The sequence below is a fragment of the Flavobacterium sp. WV_118_3 genome (assembly GCF_039778605.1).
Classification (GTDB): Bacteria; Bacteroidota; Bacteroidia; order Flavobacteriales; family Flavobacteriaceae; genus Flavobacterium.
Map to the genome: position 1 here is coordinate 107,501 of NZ_CP156060.1, position 26,649 is coordinate 134,149.

At 40.2% G+C, this 26,649-nt stretch carries 17 protein-coding genes and 1 tRNA gene (1 of these 18 running past the window's edge); 16 read left to right on the forward strand and 2 right to left on the reverse strand.

The window, feature by feature from the left end:
* Positions 1 to 1,329: the 3' portion of a sigma-54 dependent transcriptional regulator gene (locus ABFU83_RS00470; RefSeq protein ID WP_347068044.1), read on the forward strand. It extends 48 nt beyond the left edge of the window; the window shows 1,329 of its 1,377 coding nt (coding positions 49–1,377); its start codon lies beyond the left edge, outside the window; its stop codon occupies positions 1,327 to 1,329.
* Here ABFU83_RS00470 and ABFU83_RS00475 read toward each other — a convergent pair.
* Together ABFU83_RS00475 and ABFU83_RS00480 are read right to left on the reverse strand one after the other, a co-directional pair.
* Entirely contained in the window at positions 1,326 to 3,737 is a 2,412-nt protein-coding gene (locus ABFU83_RS00475) for an ATP-binding protein (protein WP_347068045.1), read from the reverse strand. The genes ABFU83_RS00470 and ABFU83_RS00475 overlap by 4 nt on opposite strands.
* 84 nt (positions 3,738 to 3,821) lie before the next feature.
* Positions 3,822 to 4,961, reverse strand: coding sequence for an acyl-CoA dehydrogenase (locus ABFU83_RS00480; protein ID WP_347068047.1), 1,140 nt, complete (start codon positions 4,959 to 4,961; stop codon positions 3,822 to 3,824).
* Between the two features lie 96 nt (positions 4,962 to 5,057).
* Here ABFU83_RS00480 and ABFU83_RS00485 point away from each other — a divergent pair, with 96 nt between their 5' ends.
* The 15 genes from ABFU83_RS00485 to ABFU83_RS00555 all read left to right on the forward strand — a co-directional run bounded on the left by ABFU83_RS00485 (position 5,058) and on the right by ABFU83_RS00555 (position 26,633).
* The gene (locus tag ABFU83_RS00485) at positions 5,058 to 6,128 is read left to right on the forward strand and encodes an anhydro-N-acetylmuramic acid kinase (protein WP_347068049.1); all 1,071 of its coding nucleotides are present in this window, start codon (positions 5,058 to 5,060) and stop codon (positions 6,126 to 6,128) included.
* A 77-nt stretch (positions 6,129 to 6,205) separates the two neighbouring features.
* Positions 6,206 to 7,432 carry a Glu/Leu/Phe/Val dehydrogenase dimerization domain-containing protein gene (locus tag ABFU83_RS00490; protein ID WP_347068050.1) on the forward strand — a complete coding sequence of 409 codons (1,227 nt, stop codon included), beginning with the start codon at positions 6,206 to 6,208 and terminating at the stop codon, positions 7,430 to 7,432.
* Between the two features lie 127 nt (positions 7,433 to 7,559).
* Positions 7,560 to 8,450 carry an energy transducer TonB gene (locus ABFU83_RS00495; RefSeq protein ID WP_347068052.1) on the forward strand — a complete coding sequence of 297 codons (891 nt, stop codon included), beginning with the start codon at positions 7,560 to 7,562 and terminating at the stop codon, positions 8,448 to 8,450.
* A gap of 32 nt (positions 8,451 to 8,482) precedes the next feature.
* Positions 8,483 to 9,697: a folylpolyglutamate synthase/dihydrofolate synthase family protein gene (locus tag ABFU83_RS00500; RefSeq protein ID WP_347068053.1), complete on the forward strand. Its 1,215-nt coding sequence runs from the start codon at positions 8,483 to 8,485 to the stop codon at positions 9,695 to 9,697.
* 91 nt (positions 9,698 to 9,788) lie between these two features.
* A tRNA-Val gene (locus tag ABFU83_RS00505) sits at positions 9,789 to 9,863 on the forward strand.
* A 200-nt stretch (positions 9,864 to 10,063) separates the two neighbouring features.
* Positions 10,064 to 10,315 (forward strand): GIY-YIG nuclease family protein, encoded by a 252-nt coding sequence (locus tag ABFU83_RS00510; protein ID WP_347068055.1) that lies wholly within the window; start codon positions 10,064 to 10,066, stop codon positions 10,313 to 10,315.
* Between the two features lie 604 nt (positions 10,316 to 10,919).
* Positions 10,920 to 12,383 (forward strand): AAA family ATPase, encoded by a 1,464-nt coding sequence (locus ABFU83_RS00515; protein ID WP_347068057.1) that lies wholly within the window; start codon positions 10,920 to 10,922, stop codon positions 12,381 to 12,383.
* Positions 12,384 to 12,522: 139 nt separating this feature from the next.
* Complete coding sequence (locus ABFU83_RS00520) at positions 12,523 to 16,101, forward strand: peptidoglycan-binding domain-containing protein (protein ID WP_347068058.1); 3,579 nt, start codon at positions 12,523 to 12,525, stop codon at positions 16,099 to 16,101.
* Between the two features lie 6 nt (positions 16,102 to 16,107).
* Positions 16,108 to 16,734: a hypothetical protein gene (locus ABFU83_RS00525; RefSeq protein ID WP_347068060.1), complete on the forward strand. Its 627-nt coding sequence runs from the start codon at positions 16,108 to 16,110 to the stop codon at positions 16,732 to 16,734.
* Between the two features lie 335 nt (positions 16,735 to 17,069).
* On the forward strand, positions 17,070 to 18,509 hold the full coding sequence (locus ABFU83_RS00530; RefSeq protein ID WP_347068062.1) for a hypothetical protein: 1,440 nt from the start codon (positions 17,070 to 17,072) through the stop codon (positions 18,507 to 18,509).
* Positions 18,510 to 18,561: 52 nt separating this feature from the next.
* Positions 18,562 to 20,148: a hypothetical protein gene (locus ABFU83_RS00535; RefSeq protein WP_347068064.1), complete on the forward strand. Its 1,587-nt coding sequence runs from the start codon at positions 18,562 to 18,564 to the stop codon at positions 20,146 to 20,148.
* A gap of 6 nt (positions 20,149 to 20,154) precedes the next feature.
* A complete protein-coding gene (locus ABFU83_RS00540; protein WP_347068066.1) occupies positions 20,155 to 21,750 on the forward strand; it encodes a hypothetical protein in 1,596 nt (531 codons plus the stop codon).
* 5 nt (positions 21,751 to 21,755) lie between these two features.
* Positions 21,756 to 23,339 carry a hypothetical protein gene (locus ABFU83_RS00545; protein WP_347068068.1) on the forward strand — a complete coding sequence of 528 codons (1,584 nt, stop codon included), beginning with the start codon at positions 21,756 to 21,758 and terminating at the stop codon, positions 23,337 to 23,339.
* 5 nt (positions 23,340 to 23,344) lie between these two features.
* Positions 23,345 to 24,103, forward strand: coding sequence for a hypothetical protein (locus tag ABFU83_RS00550; RefSeq protein WP_347068069.1), 759 nt, complete (start codon positions 23,345 to 23,347; stop codon positions 24,101 to 24,103).
* Positions 24,104 to 24,191: 88 nt separating this feature from the next.
* Positions 24,192 to 26,633 carry an ankyrin repeat domain-containing protein gene (locus ABFU83_RS00555; RefSeq protein WP_347068071.1) on the forward strand — a complete coding sequence of 814 codons (2,442 nt, stop codon included), beginning with the start codon at positions 24,192 to 24,194 and terminating at the stop codon, positions 26,631 to 26,633.
* Positions 26,634 to 26,649: the final 16 nt, after the last annotated feature.

Here is a 26,649-nt window from a genome sequence, read left to right on the forward strand (position 1 = left end):
ATGGTAAAGACTTTCCTGGAAAAAAAAGGATTTGCGGTTCACAATGTTTTTTCGGCTAAAGAGGCCGAAGGAATATTGGAAAACGAAACATTCGACGTTGTATTGACCGACATCAGATTGCCGGATAAAGACGGTATTGAGCTGTTGCAATTAATAAAAGCAAAGTCATTTCAGACGCAGGTTATTTTGATGACGGGTTATACCGAAATTAAAACCGCTGTTAATGCAATTAAAATGGGCGCTTTCGATTATGTTGGAAAGCCGATTAATCCCGATGAAATTCTGCATACGATTCATCAGTCTTTAAAGAAAAAAGCTAGTCCGGTTGTAGAAGAGCCCATTGAAACGGATTCCAAGACACCTGCTAAATCCAAGACACCTTCACAAAATAACACATTTCCATTTGTAAAAGGAATTAGTGATCATTCAAGTCAGTTACACGATTATATCGAATTGGTGGCACCTACCAATATGTCGGTATTGATCATTGGTGATAGCGGAACCGGTAAAGAATATATTGCCCATAGTATACACGTACAAAGCAAACGTAAAGACAAACCGTTTATCGCGGTCGACTGTGGAGCGATTCCAAAGGAGTTGGCTTCAAGTGAGTTTTTTGGACATCTAAAAGGTTCGTTTACTGGCGCTTTTAACGACAAAACAGGACATTTTGAAGCAGCTAATGGCGGAACTTTATTTCTGGATGAAGTCGGAAACCTGTCGTATGAAGTGCAGATTCAGTTATTGCGTGCCTTACAGGAACGTAAGATCAAACCGGTAGGAAGTAATAATGAAATAGGTGTCGATATACGCGTGATTGCGGCGACAAATGAGGACTTGCAGGAAGCGGTCAAAAAAGGCGATTTCCGGGAAGATTTATACCATCGTCTGAATGAATTCAGTATTAAAGCACCACGACTATCCGAAAGAAAAAATGATATCCTGATTTTTGCCAATCATTTTCTGGAAATGGCCAATCACGATCTTGAAAAAGAGGTACAGGGCTTTTCCCAACCGGTAACGGATTTGTTTTTAACTTACGATTGGCCGGGAAATCTTCGGGAAATGAAAAACATTATCAAACGTTCGGTGTTGCTGACTAAAGGGGATATGGTGCTGAAAGAAGTGCTGCCTCAGGAAATGTTCGACACTCCGTATCAGGAAAAAACCGAAAGTGAATTCCAACTATATTCATCTAAAGATGAAGAAAAGGCGATTCTCGATGCGTTGGAACGGGCGCGTTTTAATAAAACCAAGGCGGCTCAGTTGTTAGGAATCGACCGGAAAACCTTATACAATAAAATCAAACTTTATAATATCGAGCTTTAACGGATTTCAAATTTTAGTTTCTCGATTAATACTTCCAATTGATCAATGATCGATTGTACATATTCCTTTTGATTGACCTTTTGGAAGTCAAGCGTTTTGTCTTCCAAAGGGATTAAAAGGGCCACAATAGATTGTACTTCCATTTGTTTAAGCATCGGGATTAGTTTATGCGCCAATTGCGCAATTGCTTCCTGATCATCATTTGTAACGGCTGTTTGTAAGCTTTCAATATTGTCTTTACAACTGCTGATAAAGGCCGTTATGATACTCTCTAATGCTTTACGGTCGTTTTGCGTAAACTGATTCAAACTACTAAGATTGTACAGTTGGTGGTTACGATGTTGGTTCTGGTCGTATTTGATTTCATGAACCAGGCGTCCTTCGAAAATGGATTGTATCTGATTCAATAAGTCTTTTAATTGTATCGGTTTGGGATGAAAGGTCTCAAATCCTTTTTTGATAAAATCTTCAAATACCAAATCACGTTTACCGGTTAAAGCGATAACAGGTATGGAAGTCAGATTTGGATTGCTTTTTATCGCTTCAACCAGTTCAAAACCATCCATTTTGGGCATCTGAATGTCTGAGATGATCAGATCAAACGGAGTTTTTAGTAGCATGGCGACTACTTTTGTAGCATCCGGAGTGGTAGTCACCTGAACTGAATAAGAGGCCAGAATTTCTTCCATTAATTTTAATTGCATAACGTCATCGTCTACAATCAGGATCTTTTTGTCTTGTAAAAAATCGTATGCCGTGGTGTCATTTTCGGAAGATGGATGTAAAACCGATTGTTCGGCAGGGATATTCGGAATACGAACGGTAAATGTCGAACCTTGATGTTCTTCGCTTTCCAGTGTAATGGTTCCGCCTAAAAGTTCGATAATCCGTTTGGCAATCGTAAGTCCAAGTCCGGTTCCACCGTATTTTTTTTCGATTCCGGAATGCGCCTGCGTAAATTCTTTAAAAACGTCCTTTTGTTTGTTTTTCGCAATCCCAATCCCGGTATCGCTGACTTTAATCGAAATCCAGTCCGAATCCAGCCCGGCTGTTACGACTACTTGTCCTTCGGGTGTAAATTTGATGGCGTTCGTCACCAGGTTGGTCAGTACTTGTTTGATACGGTACGGATCGGAAATAAAAAGGCTATCCAGTTCCTTTTGAATATTCCATTGCAATTGAATGCCTTTATTTGTTGCATTCGGAACCAAAGGTTGACAACTGTTTTCGATCAGGTCTTTAAAATTAAAGTTGATGTTCTCGATTTTGATTTTGTTGTTTTCTAATTTCGAAAAGTCAATCAGATCGTTAACCAGTTTGAGGATATAATGGGACGAGTGTTTAATATTGTCCAGATATTGTAGCTGTTTTGGAGAAACGGGCGTGTTTTTTAGCAGGTCGGAAAAGCCGATAACACTACCCAATGGCGTCTGGATATCGTGCGTCACGGTAGCCAAAAGCATGGTTTTGCTTCGGAGTAGATCTTCTTTTTCTGAATTAAGCCGTTCCAATTGCATCCGGTATTTTTGGTTCTTCTGTAAATCACGCACAATAATTAAGCCAAAAAGAATCACGAGTAAAAGGGCGACCGCTCCAATCCACGCAATATTTTTGGTGGTTTTGCTAATGGCAAATTTTGATTCGTTGATGGTTTGATAGGATTTCTGGAGGATTTCTTTTTCAACGGATATCAGGACATTCCGCAGCTGATCGGAAATAACGCGGTTTTCTTCCAGTAATTTTTGTTCCCTTTTAAAGAGTTGATTTTTGATGTTATTTTCTTTGGTGACCACATCCGAAATAATTTTTTCGAAAGCCAAAACCAGCGAATCATTCGAAACCGGAAGGACACTCAACGAATCCCGTTGGTGTGGATTTAGTACATTATCGAGGAATTTCCGGATCTGCGAATTGTTTCGCGCCCGACTAATCGGTTGGAAGTTTAAAACCAAAGAATCCTTAACGTTATAAATTTTAGTTATGGCTTTGTCCAGGTTGTTTTCGTGACTGTATTTTTTTCGGAAGTTTAAAATGTCCCCAATACTTCTTCGTTTCTTCTTTAAAAGCATTTGTATCGAGTCGAATTTTACTAGTTGGTTGTCATCGGCACCTTCTTTAATCGTTTCAATTTCGGAATTGATACTGTCCAGTAAGCGGTAATATTCGTTGATGGTGGTTTTGTTTTCGGTGAGCATCGCCGATCGGCCGATGGCTTCCGAAGTATAAAGGTTGGTTACGACATTACTGATCCTCAGGATTTTTTTGTTTTCTTCCGATGTTGTCTCTTTCGGAGTGGCCAGTTTTAGAATTTCGGAATAGATATACCAAACCGAAATCACTGCGATAACAATCAGGAAAATATATCCCAAAACAACTTTAAATTGTAATGACTTGGCTCTTTTATCCATTTTATAAAGATACTCGATCTGCTTTTGTAATCAAAAAAAAAGTCCAACGCAATGTTGGACTCCTTTATTGTGACGGGTTTGAAATTAAGAAACCAAACCTCTTGAAATTACAATTCTTTGGATTTCAGAAGTTCCTTCGTAAATCTGAGTGATCTTCGCATCACGCATCATACGCTCTACATGGTACTCTCTTACATATCCGTTTCCACCGTGAATCTGAACAGCCTCGATAGTCGTATCCATTGCTACCTGTGATGCATATAATTTTGCCATCGCTCCGGAATGTGAAATATCCTGTCCGGCATCTTTTTCACAAGCGGCTTTAAAACACAACATTCTCGCTGCAGTGATTTGTGTTGCCATATCGGCCAATTTAAAAGCAATTGCCTGGTGTTTGAAGATTTCTTTACCGAAAGCTTTACGTTCCTGTGAGTATTTTAACGCCAATTCGTAAGCTCCGGAAGCAATTCCCAATGCCTGAGAAGCAATTCCGATACGACCACCGTTTAATACACCCATTGCAAAGTTAAATCCGAAACCGTCGGCACCAATTCTGTTTTCTTTTGGTACTTTAACATCGGTAAACATTAACGAATGCGTGTCGGATCCGCGGATTCCCATTTTTTGTTCTTTTGGACCGATTTCGAAACCTGCCCATCCTCTTTCAACGATAAAAGCATTGATTCCTTTGTGTCCTTTTTCTACGTCCGTTTGTGCGATTACAATATACGTAGAAGCAGTATTACCATTGGTAATCCAGTTTTTAGTTCCGTTTAACAAATAATGATCTCCCATATCGATGGCAGTCGTTTTTTGTGATGTAGCATCCGATCCGGCTTCCGGCTCTGATAAACAGAACGCTCCGATAACCTCACCTTTAGCAAGTGGCACTAAATATTTTTCTTTTTGTTCTTCGTTACAGTATTTTTCAAGACCGGCACATACTAATGAGTTGTTAACTGACATTACTACTGCAGCAGAAGCATCAATTTTCGCGATTTCTTCCATAGCCAATACGTAAGAAACACTGTCCAATCCGGCTCCACCATATTTAGGGTCAACCATCATTCCCAAAAATCCTAGTTCGGCCATCTTTTTAACCTGTTCTTCAGGGAATTTCTGGTGTTCATCTCTTTCAATTACGCCCGGTAGTAATTCGGTTTGAGCAAAATCACGAGCAGCCTGCTGTATCATCAAATGCTCTTCAGTCAGTTTAAAATCCATTTCTTATAAGTTATTTTGTTTGAATGTTCTTTAAAAAAGTTCCCAAATATAGCGTATAAATGTCATACTTTCAACTGGATTGCCTAATTTTAACCCATGCAAAATAGTGTCTATAACGTTATCGGAGTCATGTCCGGAACTTCCCTCGACGGGATCGATCTGGCAGCTATCACTTTTACGCTGGAAAACCAACAGTGGCAATTTCAAATCCAACAATGTGAAACGGTTCCGTATTCGGAAGAATGGATCGGATGGCTGCGCGAAGCCGTTGGTTATACACCGTTGCAACTCGAAATGTTAAATGAAAATTACACCGTTTTACTCGCCGGTGTAATCCGCGATTTTATCCAAAAAAATGATATCCAGAAATTGGACGCGGTATGTTCCCACGGACATACGATTTTGCACCAACCACAAAACGGACTGACACTTCAGATCGGAAACCTGCCGAAAATCGCTGAACTGATCGGACATAAAGTGGTTTGCGATTTCCGGGTCGACGATGTAGCGCTCGGCGGACAAGGTGCGCCCTTGGTTCCAATTGGCGACCGACTTTTGTTTGCCGATTATAACTACTGTCTAAACCTAGGCGGTTTTTCCAATGTTTCGTTTGAAGAAAACAACAATCGGATTGCCTTCGATATTTCGCCCGTTAATACGGTGTTGAATTGTTATGCGGAAAAATTAGGTTATGCCTACGACGACCGGGGAAAATTGGCCGCTAAAGGAAAGGTCTCGGAAAAACTGATGCAGGAGCTGAATGCGTTACCGTTTTATCAGGCGAAACATCCCAAATCGTTGGGTTTTGAATTTGTAAAAGAAACCGTTTTTCCTCTGATTGAGCAGTATGAATTACCGGAATTGGATGTGTTGGCGACATTTACCCATCATATCGCCTTTCAGGTTGGACAAGCATTGCCGGTACCAAAAGGAAATTTACTGATCACCGGAGGTGGTGCCTATAATCATTTTCTGATTGAGTTGATCAAGGAAAATTTACCCGAAATGAAAATCACTGCTCCCGATACCAAAACAATCGAATTTAAAGAAGCGCTGATCTTTGGTTTGCTGGGTGTTTTAAAGCTTCGCAACCAAATAAATGTACTGGCCAGCGTGACCGGAGCGCGTCAGAATCACAGTTCCGGAAGAATTTATGATATAGCGTAAAAACTTTGAGATTGTAAGAGTTTCAGGTTATATTTGTGCCACTTAAAAAACAACAATACAATAAATAATTACATAAAATGAAAGATTTATTAAAGAAATTCGAAAATAAAGAGCCGGAAGTAGTATTCCATTGGAAAGATGCGGAAACGGAAGCGGAAGGATGGACAGTGATCAACTCATTAAGAGGTGGTGCTGCCGGAGGTGGAACCCGTATGCGTAAAGGTTTGGATATGAACGAGGTATTGTCACTTGCCAAAACAATGGAAGTGAAGTTTTCGGTTTCGGGACCTGCGATTGGCGGTGCAAAATCTGGAATTAATTTTGATCCAAACGATCCAAGAAAAAAAGGCGTGTTACAACGTTGGTATAAAGCGGTTTCGCCTTTGTTAAAAAGCTATTACGGAACCGGTGGGGATTTAAATGTGGACGAAATCCACGAAGTGATCCCGATGACAGAAGAATGTGGGGTTTGGCATCCGCAAGAAGGGGTTTTCAACGGACATTTTAAGCCAACGGAAGCCGATAAAATTAACCGTATCGGACAATTACGTCAGGGTGTGGTAAAAGTGATTGAAAACACAACGTTTTCTCCGGATATCAACAGAAAATATACCGTTGCTGATATGATCACTGGATATGGTGTGGCGCAAGCGGTACGTCATTTCTATGATATCTATGGTGGAAGTGTACAAGGTAAAAAAGCAATTGTACAAGGTTTTGGTAACGTAGGTTCGGCTGCGGCGTTCTACTTAGCTGAAATGGGTGCGAAAGTGGTTGGAATTATCGATAGAGACGGAGGGTTGATCAACGAAGAAGGATTCTCTTTCGAAGAGATCAGAACTTTATTCTTAAACAAAGACGGAAACAAATTGGTGGCCGATAACATGATTCCTTTCGAAGAAATCAATGCTAAAATCTGGAACCTGGGTGCGGAAATCTTTACTCCGTGTGCAGCGTCAAGATTGGTGATAAAAGAACAAGTTGATCAAATGATTGCATCCGGATTGGAAGTGATTTCATGTGGTGCGAATGTTCCGTTTGCCGATAAAGAGATTTTCTTCGGTCCGATTATGGAAGAAACCGATAGCAAAGTAAGTTTAATTCCGGACTTTATTTCCAACTGTGGAATGGCTCGTGTATTTGCTTATTTTATGGAGAAAAAAGTTCAAATGACAGATGAGTCGATTTTTAACGATACATCGGATATCATTCGTACAGCCATCGAAAAAGTTCACGCGCTTAACCCGGAGAAGAAAAATATCAGTGCAACAGCTTTTGAAATAGCATTAAAACAACTTTTATAATAGCTAAAACGCCCAACAATTTGTTGGGCGTTTTTTTTTAATAATAATTATTTACCTTTATTGCCGTTATAAAGAAAAAAGGAATACTATTTGCTAGACCTTTTGATACAGTTTATTTAGCGAAATAATGAAAGGACTCGAAACAGAACAGGAAAAGAAATCGTTTGTGATTACAACCGTATTATGTGGTGTGATTATCGCATTGTTGTTTCTTTTAAAATTTTCGTCCACGTTGGATATTATGCAGCTTGAAGGTGGCGGTGGCGGTGGAATTGCCGTAAATTTTGGTGACAGTGAGGTCGGTTCCGGTAAAAATTTACAGAGCGAAGTACTCAATGTATCCAATCATACCAAAGCAACTCCGGTTACTCCGGCGCCACAAGAGGAAATTATCGGTCAGGATTATGACGATGCTCCGGTAGTGGCGACAACCAAAAAAGTAGAGAAAACAAAAGTAACCCCAAAACCGGTGGATAAACCGGTACCGACTCCGGAAAAACCAAAACCATCCAAATCGACAACCGATGCGTTGGCGAATTTGATGAACGGTTCCAAATCCGGTGGTGATGGCGATGATAACGCCAGTGGAAATAAAGGAAAACTTAACGGTGATAAAAATGCTTCCGGCTATTATGGCGGTGGCGGTTCCGGAAATGGAAAAGGATCGGGTAACGGTGACGGCGAAGGTCCGGGTTCCGGTAACGGAAAAGGTGGCGGTTATGGAAATGGTAACGGTACGGGAGTTGGAAATTACCAATTGGCCGGGCGTAAAGCGATTTCAAAACCAAGCCCAAAATATACTTGCAATGAAGAAGGTCAGGTAGCGGTAGCCATCGAAGTAGATCGAAATGGAAAAGTAATTGGTGTCGAACCCGGTGTACGTGGAACGACCAATGCGGCCAAATGTTTGTTGGATCAGGCGCGAATAGCCGCTATGCAAACCAAATTCGATGCGAATCCAGGGGCACCCGACAAACAGGTGGGGAAAATTATATATAACTTCAAGTTGACAGAGTAAAGATTTCTTTACTCTTTTTTCTTTTATAGCCAATGAATTATCAGGAAACGTTAGACTGGATGTTTGCACAATTGCCAATGTTCCAGCAGCAAGGCGCCTCAGCCTATAAAAAAGATTTGACCAATACGGTTTTACTGTGTCAAGAATTGGGAAATCCGGAAACTAAAATCAAAACGATACATATTGCCGGAACCAATGGTAAAGGATCCACTTCTTCCATGATCGCTTCGGTTTTACAGGAAGCGGGATATAAAGTCGGTTTGTATACGTCGCCCCATTTAAAGGATTTCCGGGAGCGGATTAAGATTAATGGTGTTGAAATACCCGAAGACTTTGTGTGTGATTTTATCGCGCTGCACAAGGCTTTTTTCGAAAACAATCAGTTGAGTTTTTTTGAAATGACTGTAGGTTTAGCCTTCGATTATTTTGAAAAGGAAAAAGTAGACGTGGCCGTTATTGAAGTCGGTATGGGCGGTCGATTGGATTCAACGAATGTGATCACGCCTTTGGTGTCGGTCATCACGAATATAGGTTTTGACCATACACAGTTTTTAGGAACGACCTATCGCGAGATTGCGTTCGAAAAAGCCGGGATTATTAAACCCGGTATTCCAGTGGTTATAGGGGAATATAATGAGGAAACCCAACCGGTTTTTATAGGAAAAGCGACGGAATGTGATTCGGAGCTTTATTTTGCTTCCGATTTGATCACTCGGGATTATCCTGGCGCTTTATTGGGCGATTACCAATTCCATAATAAAAAGACGGTAGTACAGACGGTCGAAATTCTAAAGCGCTTTTTTACGATTACCGAACAAAACCTGGAAAACGGTTTGCTGAATGTGGTAAAGAATACGCAGTTACGAGGTAGATGGGAGCAAATCCATTCGAATCCGAAAGTGATTTGCGATACAGCACATAACAGTCACGGATTAAAAATTGTCTTAAACCAGATACAAAAAGAAAAATTTGACCGCTTATATTTCGTTTTGGGTGTGGTAAATGATAAAGATTTGGATTCTATTTTGCCGTTATTCCCTAAAAATGCAACTTATTTTTTCTGTAAACCGAATGTGCCAAGAGGATTGGAGGCTACAATTTTACAACAAAAAGCAAGCGAATTCGGGCTTATGGGTTCGGCATTCGATTCGGTGTCAGCTGCTTATGGGGAGGCCTTGCGTATGGCAGGCTCAGCCGATTTTATCTATGTTGGTGGGAGTACTTTTGTTGTAGCGGAAATTTTATAAATTTTTCCGGTTTTTGTTTGCAGATCTAAAAAACTGTCCTATATTTGCACTCGTAATCAGGAACACAATTGCTGACTACAAAAAAACATAAGGGCGATTAGCTCAGCTGGTTCAGAGCACCTCGTTTACACCGAGGGGGTCGGGGGTTCGAACCCCTCATCGCCCACAGATTTTAAAAACTCCAACAGAAATGTTGGAGTTTTTTGTTTTATACTTTTTGCGATTAGTTCAACTGGGTTGGAGCATTCCGATTTTATCGGAAGTGGTCGAGGGTTCGAACCTCCCGATATAACGGGACAGGCTCTCATCGCCCACAGATTTTAAAACTCCAACATTTCTGTTGGAGTTTTTTGTTTTTCTGTTGTTATGAATTTTGTTGTATACATTTTATTTAGCGAAAGTAAAAATAGATTCTATATTGGATTTACGTCTAATTTGGAAGAACGGCTTATTCGACATAATCAAAAAAGCAAGGGTTTTACCGGAAATGTAAACGATTGGAAAGTTGTTTACACAGAAAATTATGAAACCAAAGAACTTGCTCATAATAGAGAATTACAAATTAAATCATGGAAAAGCAGAATTAAAATTCTGGAGTTGATTAAAAATAAAGATTAGCGCAACTGGTTTGGAGCATTCCGATTTTATCGGAAGTGGTCGGGGGAGAACCTCTATTGTCCACAATTTTACAAAAAAGTCCTGATTTTTAAAATCCTGACTTTTTAGATTTCTCTTTTGGCTATAAATTATAAAGCAATAGTATAAGTGTTTCATGGATGATTGGAAGAAGCACTTTTATGTTTTACAATAACTACAAAAATATTCTTCGAATAGCCAACTTATGTTGTTCAATGCCTTATAAATCTCATACGCTATATCTTTATTGCTAAGGTATCTTTCTATCCCGTGTTTATTGTTTGTATAATTATTTATGTTTCCATTGTTACCCATCGCGGGGCCCGATTCCAAAATACATTCTACTGCAAAGACGGAATCCAATAGCCTTATAAATAGTTCAATAACATTACTTCTGATAATTTTGAACCTTGAAAATATAAATTTTAAAGTTCGTTTTAGAGCAATATAACGAAGTTGAAAAAGACCGTACCAAAGAGCTGTTTTCTTTTTCAAAAGTGTGTAAGTCGTAGGTGGTATCGATCGCTTTTATAGGTGTCGAACGGTATCCAATGACAGGTTGCTCTAAAAGTTACAATCAAAAAGTATGAGCCATTTGACCCTTCCAGCTGAAAGTATTCAGAAAAAATATGTAGAAAAAGAGGTACTCACTACCAAAAATAGTGAGTATACTAAAACAAAAAAAGAACATGTAAACCATCATTCTCTGAATAAAGAAATGGAATGGTTGGAAGCGCTCATAGCGATGCGTTGTAAGGAACTGTTTTTAAAAGGGAAAACAACGGATGAAACCTTTGAGAAAATTCCGGAATTGCCAGTGGTTGATCATAACTCACCCTATGGTACGATCGTCAATACGTATAACCTCCAGGAGATGGACCGGGTTTTACTGGTGCTAGGCGTTGCGTCGGCACATTATCCATCGTTATTTAAGTCGTTTATTCAAATAGAAGAAACGAATAATGCATTGGCAATCGATGTGGGAGGCGAATATAACCGAGCCAGTCGGACATTTAAACCAACTTTCCAAACGGCTCTTTTTTTACTCGCCGGCAAGGATTTATCGTTATGGTCCCGTTATAATGCACAACTCCTTGACGGAAGTGTTGTATTGCAAAATGATATTATTTACAATCGTAGCACTACCGATTTTATTCATGGGCAAATTGAATTGGATACGGCTTATTCCGGATATTTTTTATCGGGTAAAAAACCACGACTGGATCATGGAAATTATTTCCCGGGAAGTTTATACGAGTCGGATCTGACATTAGATGATATTGTTTTAGAACCAATGGTACGCGAACAAATAAAACCGATAGGGCAGTATATCAAAGCGTTGGAAAGTGGTTTTTTTAAAAGTGACAACCACCATTTTAAATCCGGATTTATGGCCTTGTTTTATGGTCCGCCGGGAACCGGAAAAACAATGTTGGCCGGAATACTTGCAAATACGTATGGTATCGATATGTACCACGTTGACCTTTCTCAGGTGGTGAGTAAATACATTGGAGAGACGGAAAAAAATCTTGAAATGCTTTTTAACCGACTACAAGGTAAAAACTGCATGCTTTTCTTTGATGAAGCCGATTCGTTATTTGGAAAGCGTTCCGATGTAAAAGATGCCCACGATCGGTATGCGAATCAGGAAGTATCGTATTTGCTGCAACGTATCGAAAAATTTGATGGACTTACGATTTTGGCTTCCAACTTTGAAAACAACATGGATGATGCTTTTAAACGTCGTATCGATTTGTCTATAAATGTAATCCGGCCAACAGAAGCAACCCGGGAAGCACTTTGGAAACAATACCTGCCTAAAAATGTAACATTCGAAAGCGAACCGTTTTTAAAACACCTGTCTAAAGAATATTCCTATACGGGTGCCAATATTAAGAACATTATGAAAAATGTCGCCATAGCGTTACATAGCTCGGGCGAGACGATTATTACGCACGATTTGATCAGCCCGTTTTTAGCCATAGAAAGCGAAAAAGCTTTCGGGAAAAATCAGGCCCGGGTACATCCATTTATACGAAAAACCGAATAGAACCTACCTAAAATCTTTTATAACGATACTGTTATACACCAATTAGCAAGATATGACCAGAAAAAAAACATTTGCGCCCAGGACAAAAAAGAAGGAGGAGCAATCAAGCGCGTATTCACAAGCTGGCAACAAAACAAAAGTGAAAATCACGGATCAGGATGCCGCCATACGAATAAAAGAAAATGAAGTTACCGGACTGACCTACGACGGGTTTAAGAACCAGGCTTTTAATAAAATTGAAAAAGGCTTTTCCACTTTGGAGTTTTCTGAAAGTGGACTTGCGGTTTTGGAAGTTAACAAAGTACTTCATCAGTTAGGTTACACGACATCCGAAAAACAAACCGTTTTTTTAGAAAATACACAAAATGCGCTGACCACTTTTCAGAAGGATCATGGAATTGCGCCTTCGGGTATTTTTGATAAGAGCACTTTACTCATAATGAATCAGGTGCTAAGTGCCACACAGGAAAATGAAAGTGAGGATGAAGGCCTTTCTATTCCGGAACGGGCAAAAATGTTATATGAAGGATTTACCTACAAAGTGGCTTACATTTTTGGAGCTACGGACGAAGACAAGATATTTCGTGCTTTAGAGAACCTTTCTTCAGTTAATAGAATAGAACTTATTGCCTATTATGATAAAGAGTACAGTTCCAAAAGGAAGAAAGGATTGGTGGAAGAACTATACGACGAACTAGGAAACAGTGATCTTTATAAAGCGATAAATCTATTGTATGCCGATTATGAAGAACCGCAGAAAGAAAAACCAAAGGAGGAACAAGAGCAAAGCACAACGACCAATGAAATGGGCGGTCTGGAGTTTGGGGTAACGAACCTGGAGACAGTTCATGTTACTTCGAAACATCCTTGGATTAATGCTAAAACAAAGTATACCATTGAAGGCTCTAAAATTGAGTTTGATTGTGTCTTCGATTACCCAACGGGATCATTTCGCTCGTTGGATGAAAAACTCGTATTGCCACGAGTAGTCCGCAAAGTACTGGTTCAAAAAAATAATAGGGTTTACGATCTTTTTGCGACGCCCTATTTTCGTGCCGCTAATAATGCTTATCAGGATGGAAGGGTGATTAATAGCTTTTCGATAGGTGCCTACGATCCGGGTGTCTATACGTTTATGTTCATTATTGAAGATACAAAGAAAAAAGAATTCAGTGCCTATACGACTACACATGAGGTTAAAACCCTTGCCGATGCGGCTACAGAGGAGTTGTCGTCGAATGAAACGCAAAATTATAATGATTTCAGACAACAAGTAGCCTTTGTTGAGCAAAATCTGTCGAAAAGTGCCGATAAAGACCAGAAAACCGATCCGAATTTTTATATACAAGCGAAAAGTTTTACCGAGAATCCAGCCAGAATGGCAAGTGAAAGTGGAAGTTATGTTCCACAATTATATTATTCTCTACAAGGAAAAGTTAACACTAAAGATAACCATTATTTTTGGTTTGCAGAAATTACAACACCAAAAGAAATGGCTAGTGGTGCGAGTGCATTATTAGGAGCGGATTATGCTAGGGATGCCGTTGTACATGGTTATCAAAGAGGGGAATACTACGGTAAAGATGGCTGGAAAATGAATTCGTCACAACCAGCTGCTACGTTTTTAGGAACGATGACCGGGGTTTTTGTGATTCATTGTGTGGAATTAGATAAAGACAACAAACCAACCGAGCGCTATGCGTCCTACCGACAAGTGGTATTGCCAAGTGAGGATTATGAAACCCTTCAAAAGTTTAAAAAATATAAAAAAGACATTGATACCAGTTTTAATGCAATTAAACCGGGAACAGCGGTAGAAGTAAATGCGATCGCTATAGAAACCAAAACGACTAAAACGATAGCACTGAATTTATTTTTAGGAAAAAGCAAAAACAATCCGGGGAATTATGTTTTATCCGACCTTACACCGGGAGTCGAACATAAACGTACATACGAAGGAAAAAGTATAAAAGAATTATTTGAAAGTTTTGATAGCAAAAATACCTATCCGGATGGTATGCTGGCCTACGAAATTCCGGCAAACGATTTTGGCTATCCTACTTTAAAAGGGAATTTCACTACAAATGGGGCTTCGTTCTTTGAAACGGTTTCTTCGGGAGCCGGTTGGGCGTCGTTAGGATTGGCAGTAGCCGGAATAGTAGCTTCGTTTACCCCGGCAGCACCAATTGCACCGTTCTTGTTTGTGGCTTCCGGAGCAACTGGAGCTACTTCCGGAGCGGCTAGTATTATGGATAAAATGGAAAAAGGAACCCTTACATCCGAAACCTTAGCCCTAGATACCATCATGATTGCTTCTAGCTTTTTGGCCATTGGAGGTGCCATGTCCCGAATCGCTTATAAAGGAGTACCAATTGTTAAAATATCGGCAACGGGATTGCGCTATATTGTGATAACCGACCTTGCCTTAAATGGTACGGCGGGTATTATGATTACTGTCGACGGTCTGGAGAGCATAAAAGCGATCAATGCTAATGATCAACTAACGACATCCGAAAAAATTGATGCCACGGTTAGGATCGTAGCGCAATTAACCTTAACTACGGGATTGTTGGTGTTGAGTAGTAAAAACTTAAAAGGAGCAGAAATAGAACAGCTTCCGGTTGAAAAAAAGAAAACAGTAACAACAAAACAAAAATTCAACCCGGAACAACACGCTGAATTTATGGATACTCCAGAAAATTTACCACGAGGAAAAGCTCCAAAACCGACGGAAAATAAAATTACAGAAACGGAAGCGCCGAAAAAGAAACAGGCTACTTCCAAACCACAAATAGAAACCGTTCCGACTAAAAATTACCCGACAGAAACGGAGTCGCAAAACTTTGAAAAAGCCTTAGAGTCGGCAGATCCTAATGTTCGCGCCGAGATCAATAAAATGAATACGGAAGAGTTTGATAACCTTAAAAGAGGTTATAAAGATAATCCGAAAGCCTTTACCGAAGCTTTAAAAAGTTATGACAGTTTCTTTGGCGATACTGGATGGCATAAATTTTGGAAAAATACACCCGACATCATAAATTCGCTAGATGATATTGATAAATTAAAACGCGAAAATAAATTATTGCCAACCGGGGATGCTACCGATATTGAACTGGCTTCGGTTCACGCTTTTACAGTTGATGGAGGATTTATAAATACACCAGCTCGTTTTATGCCTTCCTGGTGGGGTGAATACAATACTCAGGTATATAAAAATTTAAAAAGCGCTCTGGACAAACTGAGAAAAGTTAAAGAACGAAATATGGGAGGGAAAATAGTATTTAGCGGACGTACGGAAACCTTAGAGTATTTTAACAACACATTAAAAAAAGGAAAAGGGACAGAAGTTGCTTTTAAAGGGATGGTATCCGGTTCATTAGATGATAAAGTGGCCGAAGGATTTATCGAGCTTTCAGCTAAAAATGCAGGAATAACAGCAGAAACGGCAGGAACAGCAGAAGTAGTTAAAAAAGTAGCCATTATTAGAAAAATACGAACTGCAGAAGGAGTTTATATTGATGACTTGTCCGATTGGGGGAAAAACTTCGGAAAAATAAGACATGCCGATGCGAATCCGCCATCAACAATGATACAGGAAGAAGTACTTATGAATGAAGGGTATTTTCTTCAAATGACGGAACCCAAGTATACCAAGACCGTTAATGGTATAGACCATTATGAGATCGAATACAAAGAATTAGTAAAACCATTAAAATAAAGAAATATGATTTTTGCCATATACGATTTTACTCCTTTTAAAAACGAATTACCCGAGTTTAATTTAAGATTATTATTAAATATAGAGGATTTAAATAATGCTATTTTTGACGAAGTGTTTGCGGTACTTACACCACCACAGCAAAAACAATATAGTGTTTATAAAACGTCTGAAGAAGCTCAAAAATACAGAGAAGAACGAAATGCAAAACTGCCTTATGTCGATCTTGCTAATTTACCCGAAGTCTTTGACGAAGATTTACTACAAAAAATGTGGGTATATGATAAAGATGAAGATGTTAGAGGAGCGATATTTGATTTGCTATCGGAAGATCAAAAAGGTCAGATTGTACGATTTAACTCAAAAATACGGGAAGAAGAAAAAGCCAGAAGTCGCGCCTTAATGTCGGACGAGGAAAAGAGAAAAGAACAGGAATGGTGGGATAATTATAATGCCGATCCAACACCACGCTTTTTCGGGAATATGGGGGAACCGGATACCGTAACCGGCTATATTTTAAAATATGGTTTTAATCCCATAACACGCGAACCGGAAACTATTGAAAGTTTTAATCAAAAGTATACCATCGATCCCAAAACAGGCGATCCTATTCCAAAAGAAAACCAGGAATAGTACCTGTACCTATTGCTTATAGTTGAACACCAGTAATAAATTGTAAAAACCACAACACAAAAAGTTGTGGTTTTTATTTTTTAATAGCTTTTGTTAGATTTAAAACAGGAAAGTCCATAAAAGATAATAATATATTGCATTTTTAATATACAAAATATACCGTATTTAAAAACTTTGAGTATTTTTATGACATTCAAAATAGCGGTAAATACTTACAAACCGCAGACGATGATCAAATAGCGTAAAGGAATTATTACCGAATAACCCTTTAAATCGGAAGGGCGTAATCCCGGAGCAGTTTTACAACAAGTTTAGTCAACCAAATACCTTAAAATATGGATTTCCAACAAGAACTCGATGCCATTTTTGAGATCATAAAAGACACGCTTCCCACTGGCGTGACGTTCACTTGCTATAGCATTCCTTCCTATTCCGGTCGCGGAACAACGGGTAAGTCCTATTTTGCCCTTATCGACGGAAAGGTAAATCGCGAAGCAATTCCCGATGCGTTGAATCACGACCGCGAACATCGCAATAATGAGATCAATCAACGTGTCAGAAAAGCCCAATTCGATATTACCGTTGAGCAGGAGCCGGGACGTTTTGTTCTCTTTTCTATTTCAAAAGAAAACGGATATACCTATAAAATCGCCACGCCGGAAGAATTGCTTTTCCATACCAAATTAGACCTGATGCAAAATGTTGATCACGGTGCACGCAAGGAAAGTTTTGCCGAAGTGGCTCCGGATAAAAAAACCGGAAAACCGGACGTGGTCGGCCGACAAAAAATCTATTACGAAAACGGAGACGTCAAGGAATATAGCGGCACACCAGTTTCCGATTTTGCAAGAGCAGCTTTCCACGCGCTCGATGGAAAACTGAAGTTCGTGTATGCCATGGCTTCCAAAACCGAGGTCATCATCAAAACAACACCTGCAATTCCAGGCGTTACGGAATTATATGAATTCAACGAAGACCTGACGTTGGATGCTTCCAAAATCGAAAATATTTACGAATTCCTGGAGTCGTTTAGCGAAGCTAAAATCGAAAAAGCGATCGAAGCACTTCAGGCAAATCCGGAATTCAAAGCAAAAGCCGAAAAACGCTATGGTCAGTTGATCAAAACAAGAGTCGGAGAAGACGCGGGTATCGAAAGTTTTGAAAAAGCCGCCTTGTCGCGTAAGGAAATCGAACTGTTTAGCGACTGGCATTTTGCCGAAAATGTGATTTCGCTTGGGCGTATGGATGAAGACGAATGCCGCACTGTTGTCGATTTTATCGGAAGTTTGGTGATGAGTCATCTGGATATTCACGAGTTTAAAGCACAAATGGAAGCGACTGAAAACGAAATGGAGCTGCGGGAGGTATATTATTCCGCTTCCCAAAAAGTCAAAGCGGGAATGTTGGCCGAAGCGAATGTGTATGGTGGCAGCTGGTTCGGACAAATAAGCACCCTGCTGGCGAATCATAAGGTCGAAAAACTCATGTTCGAAAAAACACATTTCAAAATCGAAAGCAGCGATGCACTTAAGGCGTTTATGTTCTATATGTGTCTTAATAATGGTGTCAGTATGTATTTCGACATCTACCAATCGTATCTCTACGACCTTACGGAATTCTTCTGGTTTTTACCGGCTTTACCAAGAACGGCTTGGGGCGAAACCGACTTTGTGTTACCGGAACTTACACTAAAATTCAGACGAAAAGCCTATTACAGAATCAACGACGACGGCGAATGGCTTCGAAAAAGTCCAAAACCGGCTGGCGTTGCATAAGCTATAAAACTCATTTCCGAATTTTTCGGAGCCCTTAACCAACCAAACTACAATGGCTACACAAATGTATGAGGTACAGTGGAACGACGCTGTATTAGAAAAACCAATAGTTACCAAACAAGAAATAATGGAGTATTGCCGCCATTTTGGACAGGCAACACCCGAACTTCACGAATTCCTGACGCGTTTCGATTTCGACGAATGGAAATGCATGCAGATTGCTTTCGATTATGTTTACGGTAAACATTCCGAAAAAAACGGCGGCGTGGGGAGTGATGCCGTGGCCTATCTCGGGCTTATTGCCACGACCTTTCTGTCGCGCGAAGGCGAAGCACAACTACAGGAATATGTTGGTAAGGAGCGCTTTATATATCCCGAAAACAATCGTACGTCGTTCCAGGTTTTCGACGATTGTCCGCTTTGGATTATCCAGGTTGTAAAAAAGGAACAGCACTATGCCGATTGTCTGTTTTTTATGCCTGCCGTTTTCTGGAAAGACGCACAAATGCGCGACGATTCCTATGGTTATGAGAAATACACCGTTAGTGATCATAACAAATGGTACGGTGACTTTACCCAAAACGAGCGCCCAATTCAGTATTGGCGCAGACGAATTGGTTCGTATGCCCCGAATTTTATCGAACGCGAAGGAACCAAAATTGATTTTGGATTAGGACTTCCCGTTTTCGACAAATGGCAAAACCGTATCGTGTATTACGATATCAGAGCGTCCGAAAACATGTATTTCCACGATCTTGCTAATCCGGAAATCCGACACGAAGCAAAAGGTTATCTGGTGGATTCGCATAATGGTTATTTTTTGAGCACACCGGAAGGATACCATTTCGGACAAAAAGGAAGTCTGCTGATCACCGACAAGCAATTCAAAAAAATTTCCAAGACCAAAACCAACGTCTATAATTCGTTTGAAAACGATTTCTGGAATGTTTTTCTCGATACAAAAGGGATCGTGATGACCAATAAAGAGACAAACGAAGAAAGACAGTTTAAATACAAAGAAGTTAATTTAACCAACAATATTGGTGGGAATAACAGCACCGAGCTTTCGATTTGGGCGACAGACGATAACACCGTTTGTTTTTTCGAAGGTCGCAATTTTATTACGATCGATAAAGATTTTAATGTCAGTGTCGTTTCACCGCGTAAGGAATTCAAAAAAGAAATCCCGGCTTATTTTTATAGTTGTTTTATTCGGAACAAATCGCTTGAACTTTCCCAAAACCGCCGACTGTTCTTTACGAGCGAAGGTGTCATGATGATAAATGCCAACGGAACTCTCGAATATTTGAATCCGAAGCTTACTGAAATCACAGGAGAAGCGATTTTTTATAACGGTATCAAAGACGAAACCTTAGGCGGAATCTGGTTTGTTACTGCCAACGACCGACTGGTTTTTACGGATGAAAATTTCGAAAAAGGCTACGTGTTTAACTTTACCGAACAAGTTTCCGATCCGCTTCGAAGCGACAATTATTATGCGCAACTTTATTTCGATAATGAACAAAATCTATGGACTTCGTTCTATCGCAATACACTTTATAAAATCAACCGAAAGGAATTGGAAAACAAGCTTAAAACGGCTGTCGCATATGTTCCAAAACAACTTCAAACGCTCTAAAAAAACATGGCTACACAAATTTACGAACTGGATTGGGACGATACGCCCGCGGGAAAATTCAGATTATCGAAACCGGAAATTGTCGCGTATGTTCGGCATTTCGGACAAGACACCAACGAACTGCACGAATTCCTGACGCGTTTCGACTTTGATGAGTGGGTTTGCATGGAACTATTTGTCGACTACATCTACGGAAAATCGACTAAAAGCGGTGAAGTGGGCAGTGATGCCGTACAATATCTAAATATCGTTTCGGGTACTTTTTTTTCCGAAGAAGCCGAACTCGCGCTTCATAATTATATCGGATACAACAACAATAGATTTGAATACAATTACGACGGATCGCCACCATTTGCGACGTTTCCGGATTGTCCGCTTTGGGTGATCCAGATTACGAGTCAGGAAAAACAGTCGTCGAGTGCGATTTTTTTCATGCCGGCAATTTGGTGGAAAGAGGCGAATATGACCAGCGAATCGTATGCCGACAGTCATTTTACCGTGAATTCGAAATGGAACCAATGGTATAATGATCCTTTCGGGAAAAACCAGCATCAGAATAGGTATTGGAAAAACCGAATCGGAAGTTATTCACCGAATTTTATCGCGCGCGAAAGTGGCTCGACGATTTTGTTCAATAACTATAAAATCCATTTCGATACCTTTAGAAATCGATTGCTGATACAGGAATCGCAATTGGAAGCCATGTCTTATTACAATTTGTCGGATTTTAAAACCGAACATAAAACGCAGAATTTCCTTAAAGATAGCGCAAACGGATTTATCGAAAGTTCGGCTGATGGCTATCGTTTTTATACCGAAACAAAACTGTTGGTCACCGATGCGGATTTTAACGTGATTTCAGAATCGGCTTCCAAAGTGGTCAATTGTTACGAAGATGATTTCTGGAAAATTGTACTCGATAACAAAGGTGTTTTGATGACGAAAAAGGAATCGGGAGACGAAAAACGTTTTAAATATAGCGAACTGAAACTGACGACTTCGGCTTTTTCGAACAACCCGGATAGCTTGACAATTTATGTGAATGCGAACCGTTCGGTGATTTTCTTCGAAAAACAGCTTTCGATTGTCGACACGTCGTTTACGGTTACGAACCTGAATCTGGATAGTTTGTTTAAAAAAGAAATTGCACCGTATTATTACGATAACGGCCAAAAAAGACAGCTTGTAGCACTTTCTGCCGAAAGACAATTACTACTGACCCATAACGGTGTTTTTGAATTGGGAAGCGACGAAAAACCAAAATTGATCAACCAAAAGCTAAAGGAAATCACGGGCGAAGTTTTGTTTTATAGTGCGATAAAAGACGATGCTTTAAACGGAATCTGGTTTGTGGCTGGTATCGATCGTTTGGTTTTTACCGATGTGAATTTCGAAAAAGGCTATGTGTTTAATTTCACCGAACAAGACCTTACGGACAAGTACTTCAATGATTACCGTTGGAGCGAGCTCTTTTTGGATCAGGATGGGAATTTATGGTACTCGCTTTTTGGACCGGAACTTAAAAAAATCGCCAGAAAGGAACTCGAATCGAAATTAAAAACGGCAGTAGCCTACGCTCCAAAACAACATAAAACGCACTAAAAATAATGGCTACACAAATTTACGAACTTGGGTGGAACGATACGCCCGCGGGAAAGTTTAGATTATCCAAACCGGAAATTGTCGCGTATGTTCGGCATTTCGGACAAGATACCAAAGAACTGCACGAATTCCTGACACGCTTTGACTTTGAAGAATGGGTTTGTATGGAACTTTTTGTGGATTATGTTTACGGGCGAGTGGACAAAAGCGGTGAAGTAGGAAGTGATGCCGTGGAATATCTAAGCATCGTTTCGGGTACTTTTTTTACCGAAGAAGCCGAACTCGCGCTTCATAATTATGTGGGATTCAACAAAAATAAATTTGAATACAACTACACCGGATCGCCACCATTCGCGCCGTTCCCGGATTGTCCGCTTTGGATTATTCAGATTACGAGTCAGAAAAAACAGTCGTCGAGTGCGATTTTTTTCATGCCGGCAATTTGGTGGAAAGATGCGAATATGACCAGCGAATCGTATGCCGACACTCATTATACAGTGGATTGGAGAGGAAACGAGTGGTATAATGGTTCGTTCGATAAAAACCAGGATCGGTGTACCTATTGGCGAAATCGAATCGGGAGTTATGCGCCGAATTTTATCGCGCGCGAAAGTGGTGCGATAATTCCGTTCGTTTACCGTGATATTCATTTAGATACCTTTAGAAATCGGGTTTTTATACCGGATTCCCGATCGGAAGAGATGCGTTATTACGATTTATCGGATTTTAAAACCGAGCATAAAACGCAGAATTTCCTTAAAGATAGCGAGCTCGGATTTATCGAAAGTTCGGCCGAAGGGTATCGTTTTTATACCGACAAAAAACTGTTGATCACCGATGCAGACTTTAACGTGATTTCAGAATCCGCTTCTAAAATCGTTAATATTTATGAAGACGATTTCTGGAAAGTAGTGCTCGATAACAAAGGGGTTTGGATGACAAACAAGGAATCGGGAGAAGAAAAGCGTTTTAAATATAGCGAGCTTAAATTAACGACTTCGATCTATTCGAATAACCCGAATAGTTTGACAATTTATGTGAATGCGAACCGTTCGGTGATTTTCTTCGGAACCCAAAATCTGCTTTCCATTGTCGACACTTCATTTACGGTCACAAACATGAGTTTGGAGCGTTTGTTTAAAAAAGAAATCGCGCCGTATTATTATAATAACCGCCAGGTAAGAAAGTTTTTTGCACTTTCTGCCGAAAGACAATTACTACTAACCGATAGCGGCGTTTTCGAATTGGGAAGTGACGAAAAACCAAAAATGATCAGCCAAAAGCTAAAGGAAATCACAGGCGAAGTTTTGTTCTATAACGCGATAAAAGACGATACTTTAAACGGTATCTGGTTTGTGGCCGGTATGGATCGTTTGGTTTTTACCGACCTGAATTTCGAAAAAGGCTATGTATTTAATTTCACCGAACAAGACCTTTCGGACGAATACATCAATTCTTACCGTTGGAGCCAGCTCTTTTGGGATCAGGATGGGGATTTATGGTATTCGCTTTTTGGACAGACACTTAAAAAAATCGCCAGAAAGGAATTGGAGTCGAAATTAAAAACGGCAATCGCTTTTGCAAAATAAAAACTATGGAAACAGAGGAATTATTACGAACGTTTATAATTGAAGAAGAAAAGGAACTGAATCGGGAATTGGTACATTTTTCGGGCGAGCAAGGCCACAACTTCCGAAGCGAAAATTATTCGGCGTTGGTCAAAGCATTTCCGAAAGCTGTAAAACTGCTGCAACCACAGGAATTGGAATCGTTTTATTTCCATTATATGCGAATGGGGGTACTTCCGTTAAAAGGAATTGAAAAGACATATGCCCTTTGGGAAGCGGCCTACCGAAAGCAGTCCATTTTTATCGATAAGAAAAAATACGATACGTTTTTTACCCATTGGCAATCACTTAAAGGCTTGTTTGTTTTTGGGTATGATTATCGATTGGAACTGGATCAAAATAACGGTTATGACGATTATGTCCGATACCGTGCTGTTTTCGAAAAGATCAATTCGTATACGAGCCTACCCGGAATGCTGGCAAAACCACATTTATTTTCGGAATTCGGTGCGGATCAAGATGTGGTAAACCGGATTTCAAAAACCGTTTTGGCACTCGAATTTATCCATGACCATTATTGGAATGGAACTCCCGACGGCCATTATAATTATACCAATCTGGTGTTTTGGGGATTGATGTTCGTATTGGTTTCCAGTGATTCCGAAGTCGCCAAAGACACTATTTCACAATTTAAAAAAGCGGATTCTTTACCAAAATTCGACGACCAGATGGAAATTCTAACGCGTTTCGAAACCGCAGCGCGTACATTCAAAAACAAAAAATAAAGTATCTTTTTTGATAAAGATTTCGGATTGAGAATCACACGAAACGAAATAGTTATCCAAATTTGAGACCAACCAAAAACAAAATATTATGGAAAAAATGACGCTTAAAGAAGCCCAATCCATTCTTAAAAAACACAATCTCGAAGCCGAAGGAAAACATCTTTTCGACGCTTTTGGAAATATTAAGCTATTCGAAGCGCTTTTGGTCGCGGGTGCTGATGCGAATCATTTTAATACCTATTTCAATGTTCCGATTCTTTCATTAGCCTATAGCCGACAAGAATATACCAATTTCCGACTGCTTTTGGAATATGGCGCGAATCCCGATACGCCTTCGAGTGTGTTTGAGAATCGTGAACCGATTATTTTCGAGATTGCTTCTCCACAAAAAGGCGTTGACGGTTTTCTTTACCTTATGATCAAAGCTGGAATCGACTTGAATCAGATGCATCCGGAGTCGGGATATACATTGTTGCAACACGCGGCGAGCCGCTATTTTGTTTCGCTTGAAAACCTCGAACATCTGATCGCGAAAGGAGCGGATCCGAATCTACCAAACCGCGATGGACAGACACTTTACGACTTGATTGACAACGGGAAAATCAATCTTCGAAAATGGGTTTTACTGGCTTTAAAGAAACATCAAACGGGTTATGTGGAACGTCCGGTCGAATTCCAGCTTGTTGCGCCACCTCAAAAACCGGAATGGGCCACACATTTTTATTATCCGCGTGGTTCGTTCCGCATTGTAAAAGTGCTTGATAAAACGGAAGATACGCTTACGGTACGAATGTATAGAACCCAGCAACACGACATCGATTTTCCGAGAACACATACCGATGCACTTGTGATCATTTTTTCGCTTTTGGAACATTCCAACACACCATCGGTATGGAAAGATGCGGTTTCGGTATTCTATTTCGAGAATGATCATGCTGCTTTGGCACGTGATTATATCCAATCGCATATCGTTTCGGATTTCGATCTGACGTTCCGCCCGGACCTTTGGAAGGAAAAAGGATATAAAACGCTAGAGGAGACGTCGGAAGAAGAACGGGAACAATTACAGCAGGCCACGATGACGATCACCGTAAAAGAACCGGAAATGCTCCGGACGATCGAAGTAGGGAGTTGGTGTAAAGTACCGGAGTTCAATGTGGCACCGCTTTGGTATCTTGAAAATAAGGCGACGTCTCAGTATTACTTTTTCTATATCAGCAATGGTGGCCGATGGATAGCAAAAGAAGGCGAAATCGGTACGGAAGCGAAAGGTAAAGTCATTGGTGGCATTGCCAGCGGCGGGTATTATAAAGAAGAATACATCCGGGCGGAAGCGTTCGTTTCAAAGAAATTTGAGGAAGGCTTTGAGCTCGTCTATAAAAATTTTGACACGGCCTATAACCTTGAAGAGGGAATCGAGAAATCGATGCGAGAAGTCAAAAACAACGAAAATAAAAATCAGGAGTATAGCGAAGCGGCATTTGAAGCTTTTGCGAACAAAGATGTTACAAAACTGGCGGAAATCCTTGGAAAAGGGATTCATCCGGATACCTTGAAAGACAATCATGGAAACACTGCACTTGAAGATGTTGGAGGAGCTTTGTATCTGGAACCAATTCATTTCGAAATGTTCAAACTGTTATTGGATTCCGGAGCCAATCCCAACGTAGCCAATTATGACGTACCGCTTATCCATAAAATCGCTTTACACGCCAAGGACGAAATTGCCGACGAAATGGTTCGGTGTCTCGTTGAAGCTGGTGCCGATACACAGGTTATTTCGAAGAGAGGAGCGCAATCGACCTTACAGTGTGCTTGTCGCGGAGGGATGCTTTGGTTTGTGGAACACTTGCTCGAAAACGGAGCGGATCCGAATTATAAAGATGAAGATGAAGCCAGAACGGCATTGCATTATGCTTTGGATGCCAGCAGAAACGCGGCTGCTATAATCGATTTGTTGCTTCAGTACGGAGCCGACAAGAATTCGCTTTATACGTTTTATCGTAGGGAAAATGCATTTGAATTGGCAGATACCATAGAAGCCGTACAGAAGCTTGTCGACTTAGGATTTGATATCAATATGCCAACGCAGCATAGTGATTATCCGGCTATTCTAACCGTTGCCAGAAGAGGTTCCGTGAAAATGTTCGATGCTTTTCTAAAATTGGGAGGCATGGACGAAATGCACCGCATTTTGAGTAGTCTTTGCGAACCGCTGGATCGAAACAGTCAATCCAAGATCAAAGAGCAAATCGAAAAGATGCGACTATTGCATAAACTGGGATATTCGCTAATTTCGGTTACGGACAATAATCCAATTGAGAATCTTGTCGACAGAAATCTTAAAAAACGCAAGAAAATTGCCAAATGGGAAGAACAAGCTTTGCTTGATCTTTGGGAAATGGATTGCGCACCGAGACGTTTGCACAAACTCAACGAACTGAACGAATATCTAACGAAAGTGAATAGCAAGCCGATGATGGAGAAATGCCAACAGCGCATTACCGAGATTCAAGCGGCCTTAAACTAATACAAGAGACCGATTT

What these genes read in the sequence shown, in the direction of transcription:
- ABFU83_RS00475 (WP_347068045.1), bottom strand. Translation starts at nt 3,737, where the DNA reads ATGGATAAAAGAGCCAAGTCATTACAATTTAAAGTTGTTTTGGGATAT.
- ABFU83_RS00480 (WP_347068047.1), bottom strand. Translation starts at nt 4,961, where the DNA reads ATGGATTTTAAACTGACTGAAGAGCATTTGATGATACAGCAGGCTGCT.
- ABFU83_RS00485 (WP_347068049.1), top strand. Translation starts at nt 5,058, where the DNA reads ATGCAAAATAGTGTCTATAACGTTATCGGAGTCATGTCCGGAACTTCC.
- ABFU83_RS00490 (WP_347068050.1), top strand. Translation starts at nt 6,206, where the DNA reads ATGAAAGATTTATTAAAGAAATTCGAAAATAAAGAGCCGGAAGTAGTA.
- ABFU83_RS00495 (WP_347068052.1), top strand. Translation starts at nt 7,560, where the DNA reads ATGAAAGGACTCGAAACAGAACAGGAAAAGAAATCGTTTGTGATTACA.
- ABFU83_RS00500 (WP_347068053.1), top strand. Translation starts at nt 8,483, where the DNA reads ATGAATTATCAGGAAACGTTAGACTGGATGTTTGCACAATTGCCAATG.
- ABFU83_RS00510 (WP_347068055.1), top strand. Translation starts at nt 10,064, where the DNA reads ATGAATTTTGTTGTATACATTTTATTTAGCGAAAGTAAAAATAGATTC.
- ABFU83_RS00515 (WP_347068057.1), top strand. Translation starts at nt 10,920, where the DNA reads ATGAGCCATTTGACCCTTCCAGCTGAAAGTATTCAGAAAAAATATGTA.
- ABFU83_RS00525 (WP_347068060.1), top strand. Translation starts at nt 16,108, where the DNA reads ATGATTTTTGCCATATACGATTTTACTCCTTTTAAAAACGAATTACCC.
- ABFU83_RS00530 (WP_347068062.1), top strand. Translation starts at nt 17,070, where the DNA reads ATGGATTTCCAACAAGAACTCGATGCCATTTTTGAGATCATAAAAGAC.
- ABFU83_RS00535 (WP_347068064.1), top strand. Translation starts at nt 18,562, where the DNA reads ATGGCTACACAAATGTATGAGGTACAGTGGAACGACGCTGTATTAGAA.
- ABFU83_RS00540 (WP_347068066.1), top strand. Translation starts at nt 20,155, where the DNA reads ATGGCTACACAAATTTACGAACTGGATTGGGACGATACGCCCGCGGGA.
- ABFU83_RS00545 (WP_347068068.1), top strand. Translation starts at nt 21,756, where the DNA reads ATGGCTACACAAATTTACGAACTTGGGTGGAACGATACGCCCGCGGGA.
- ABFU83_RS00550 (WP_347068069.1), top strand. Translation starts at nt 23,345, where the DNA reads ATGGAAACAGAGGAATTATTACGAACGTTTATAATTGAAGAAGAAAAG.
- ABFU83_RS00555 (WP_347068071.1), top strand. Translation starts at nt 24,192, where the DNA reads ATGGAAAAAATGACGCTTAAAGAAGCCCAATCCATTCTTAAAAAACAC.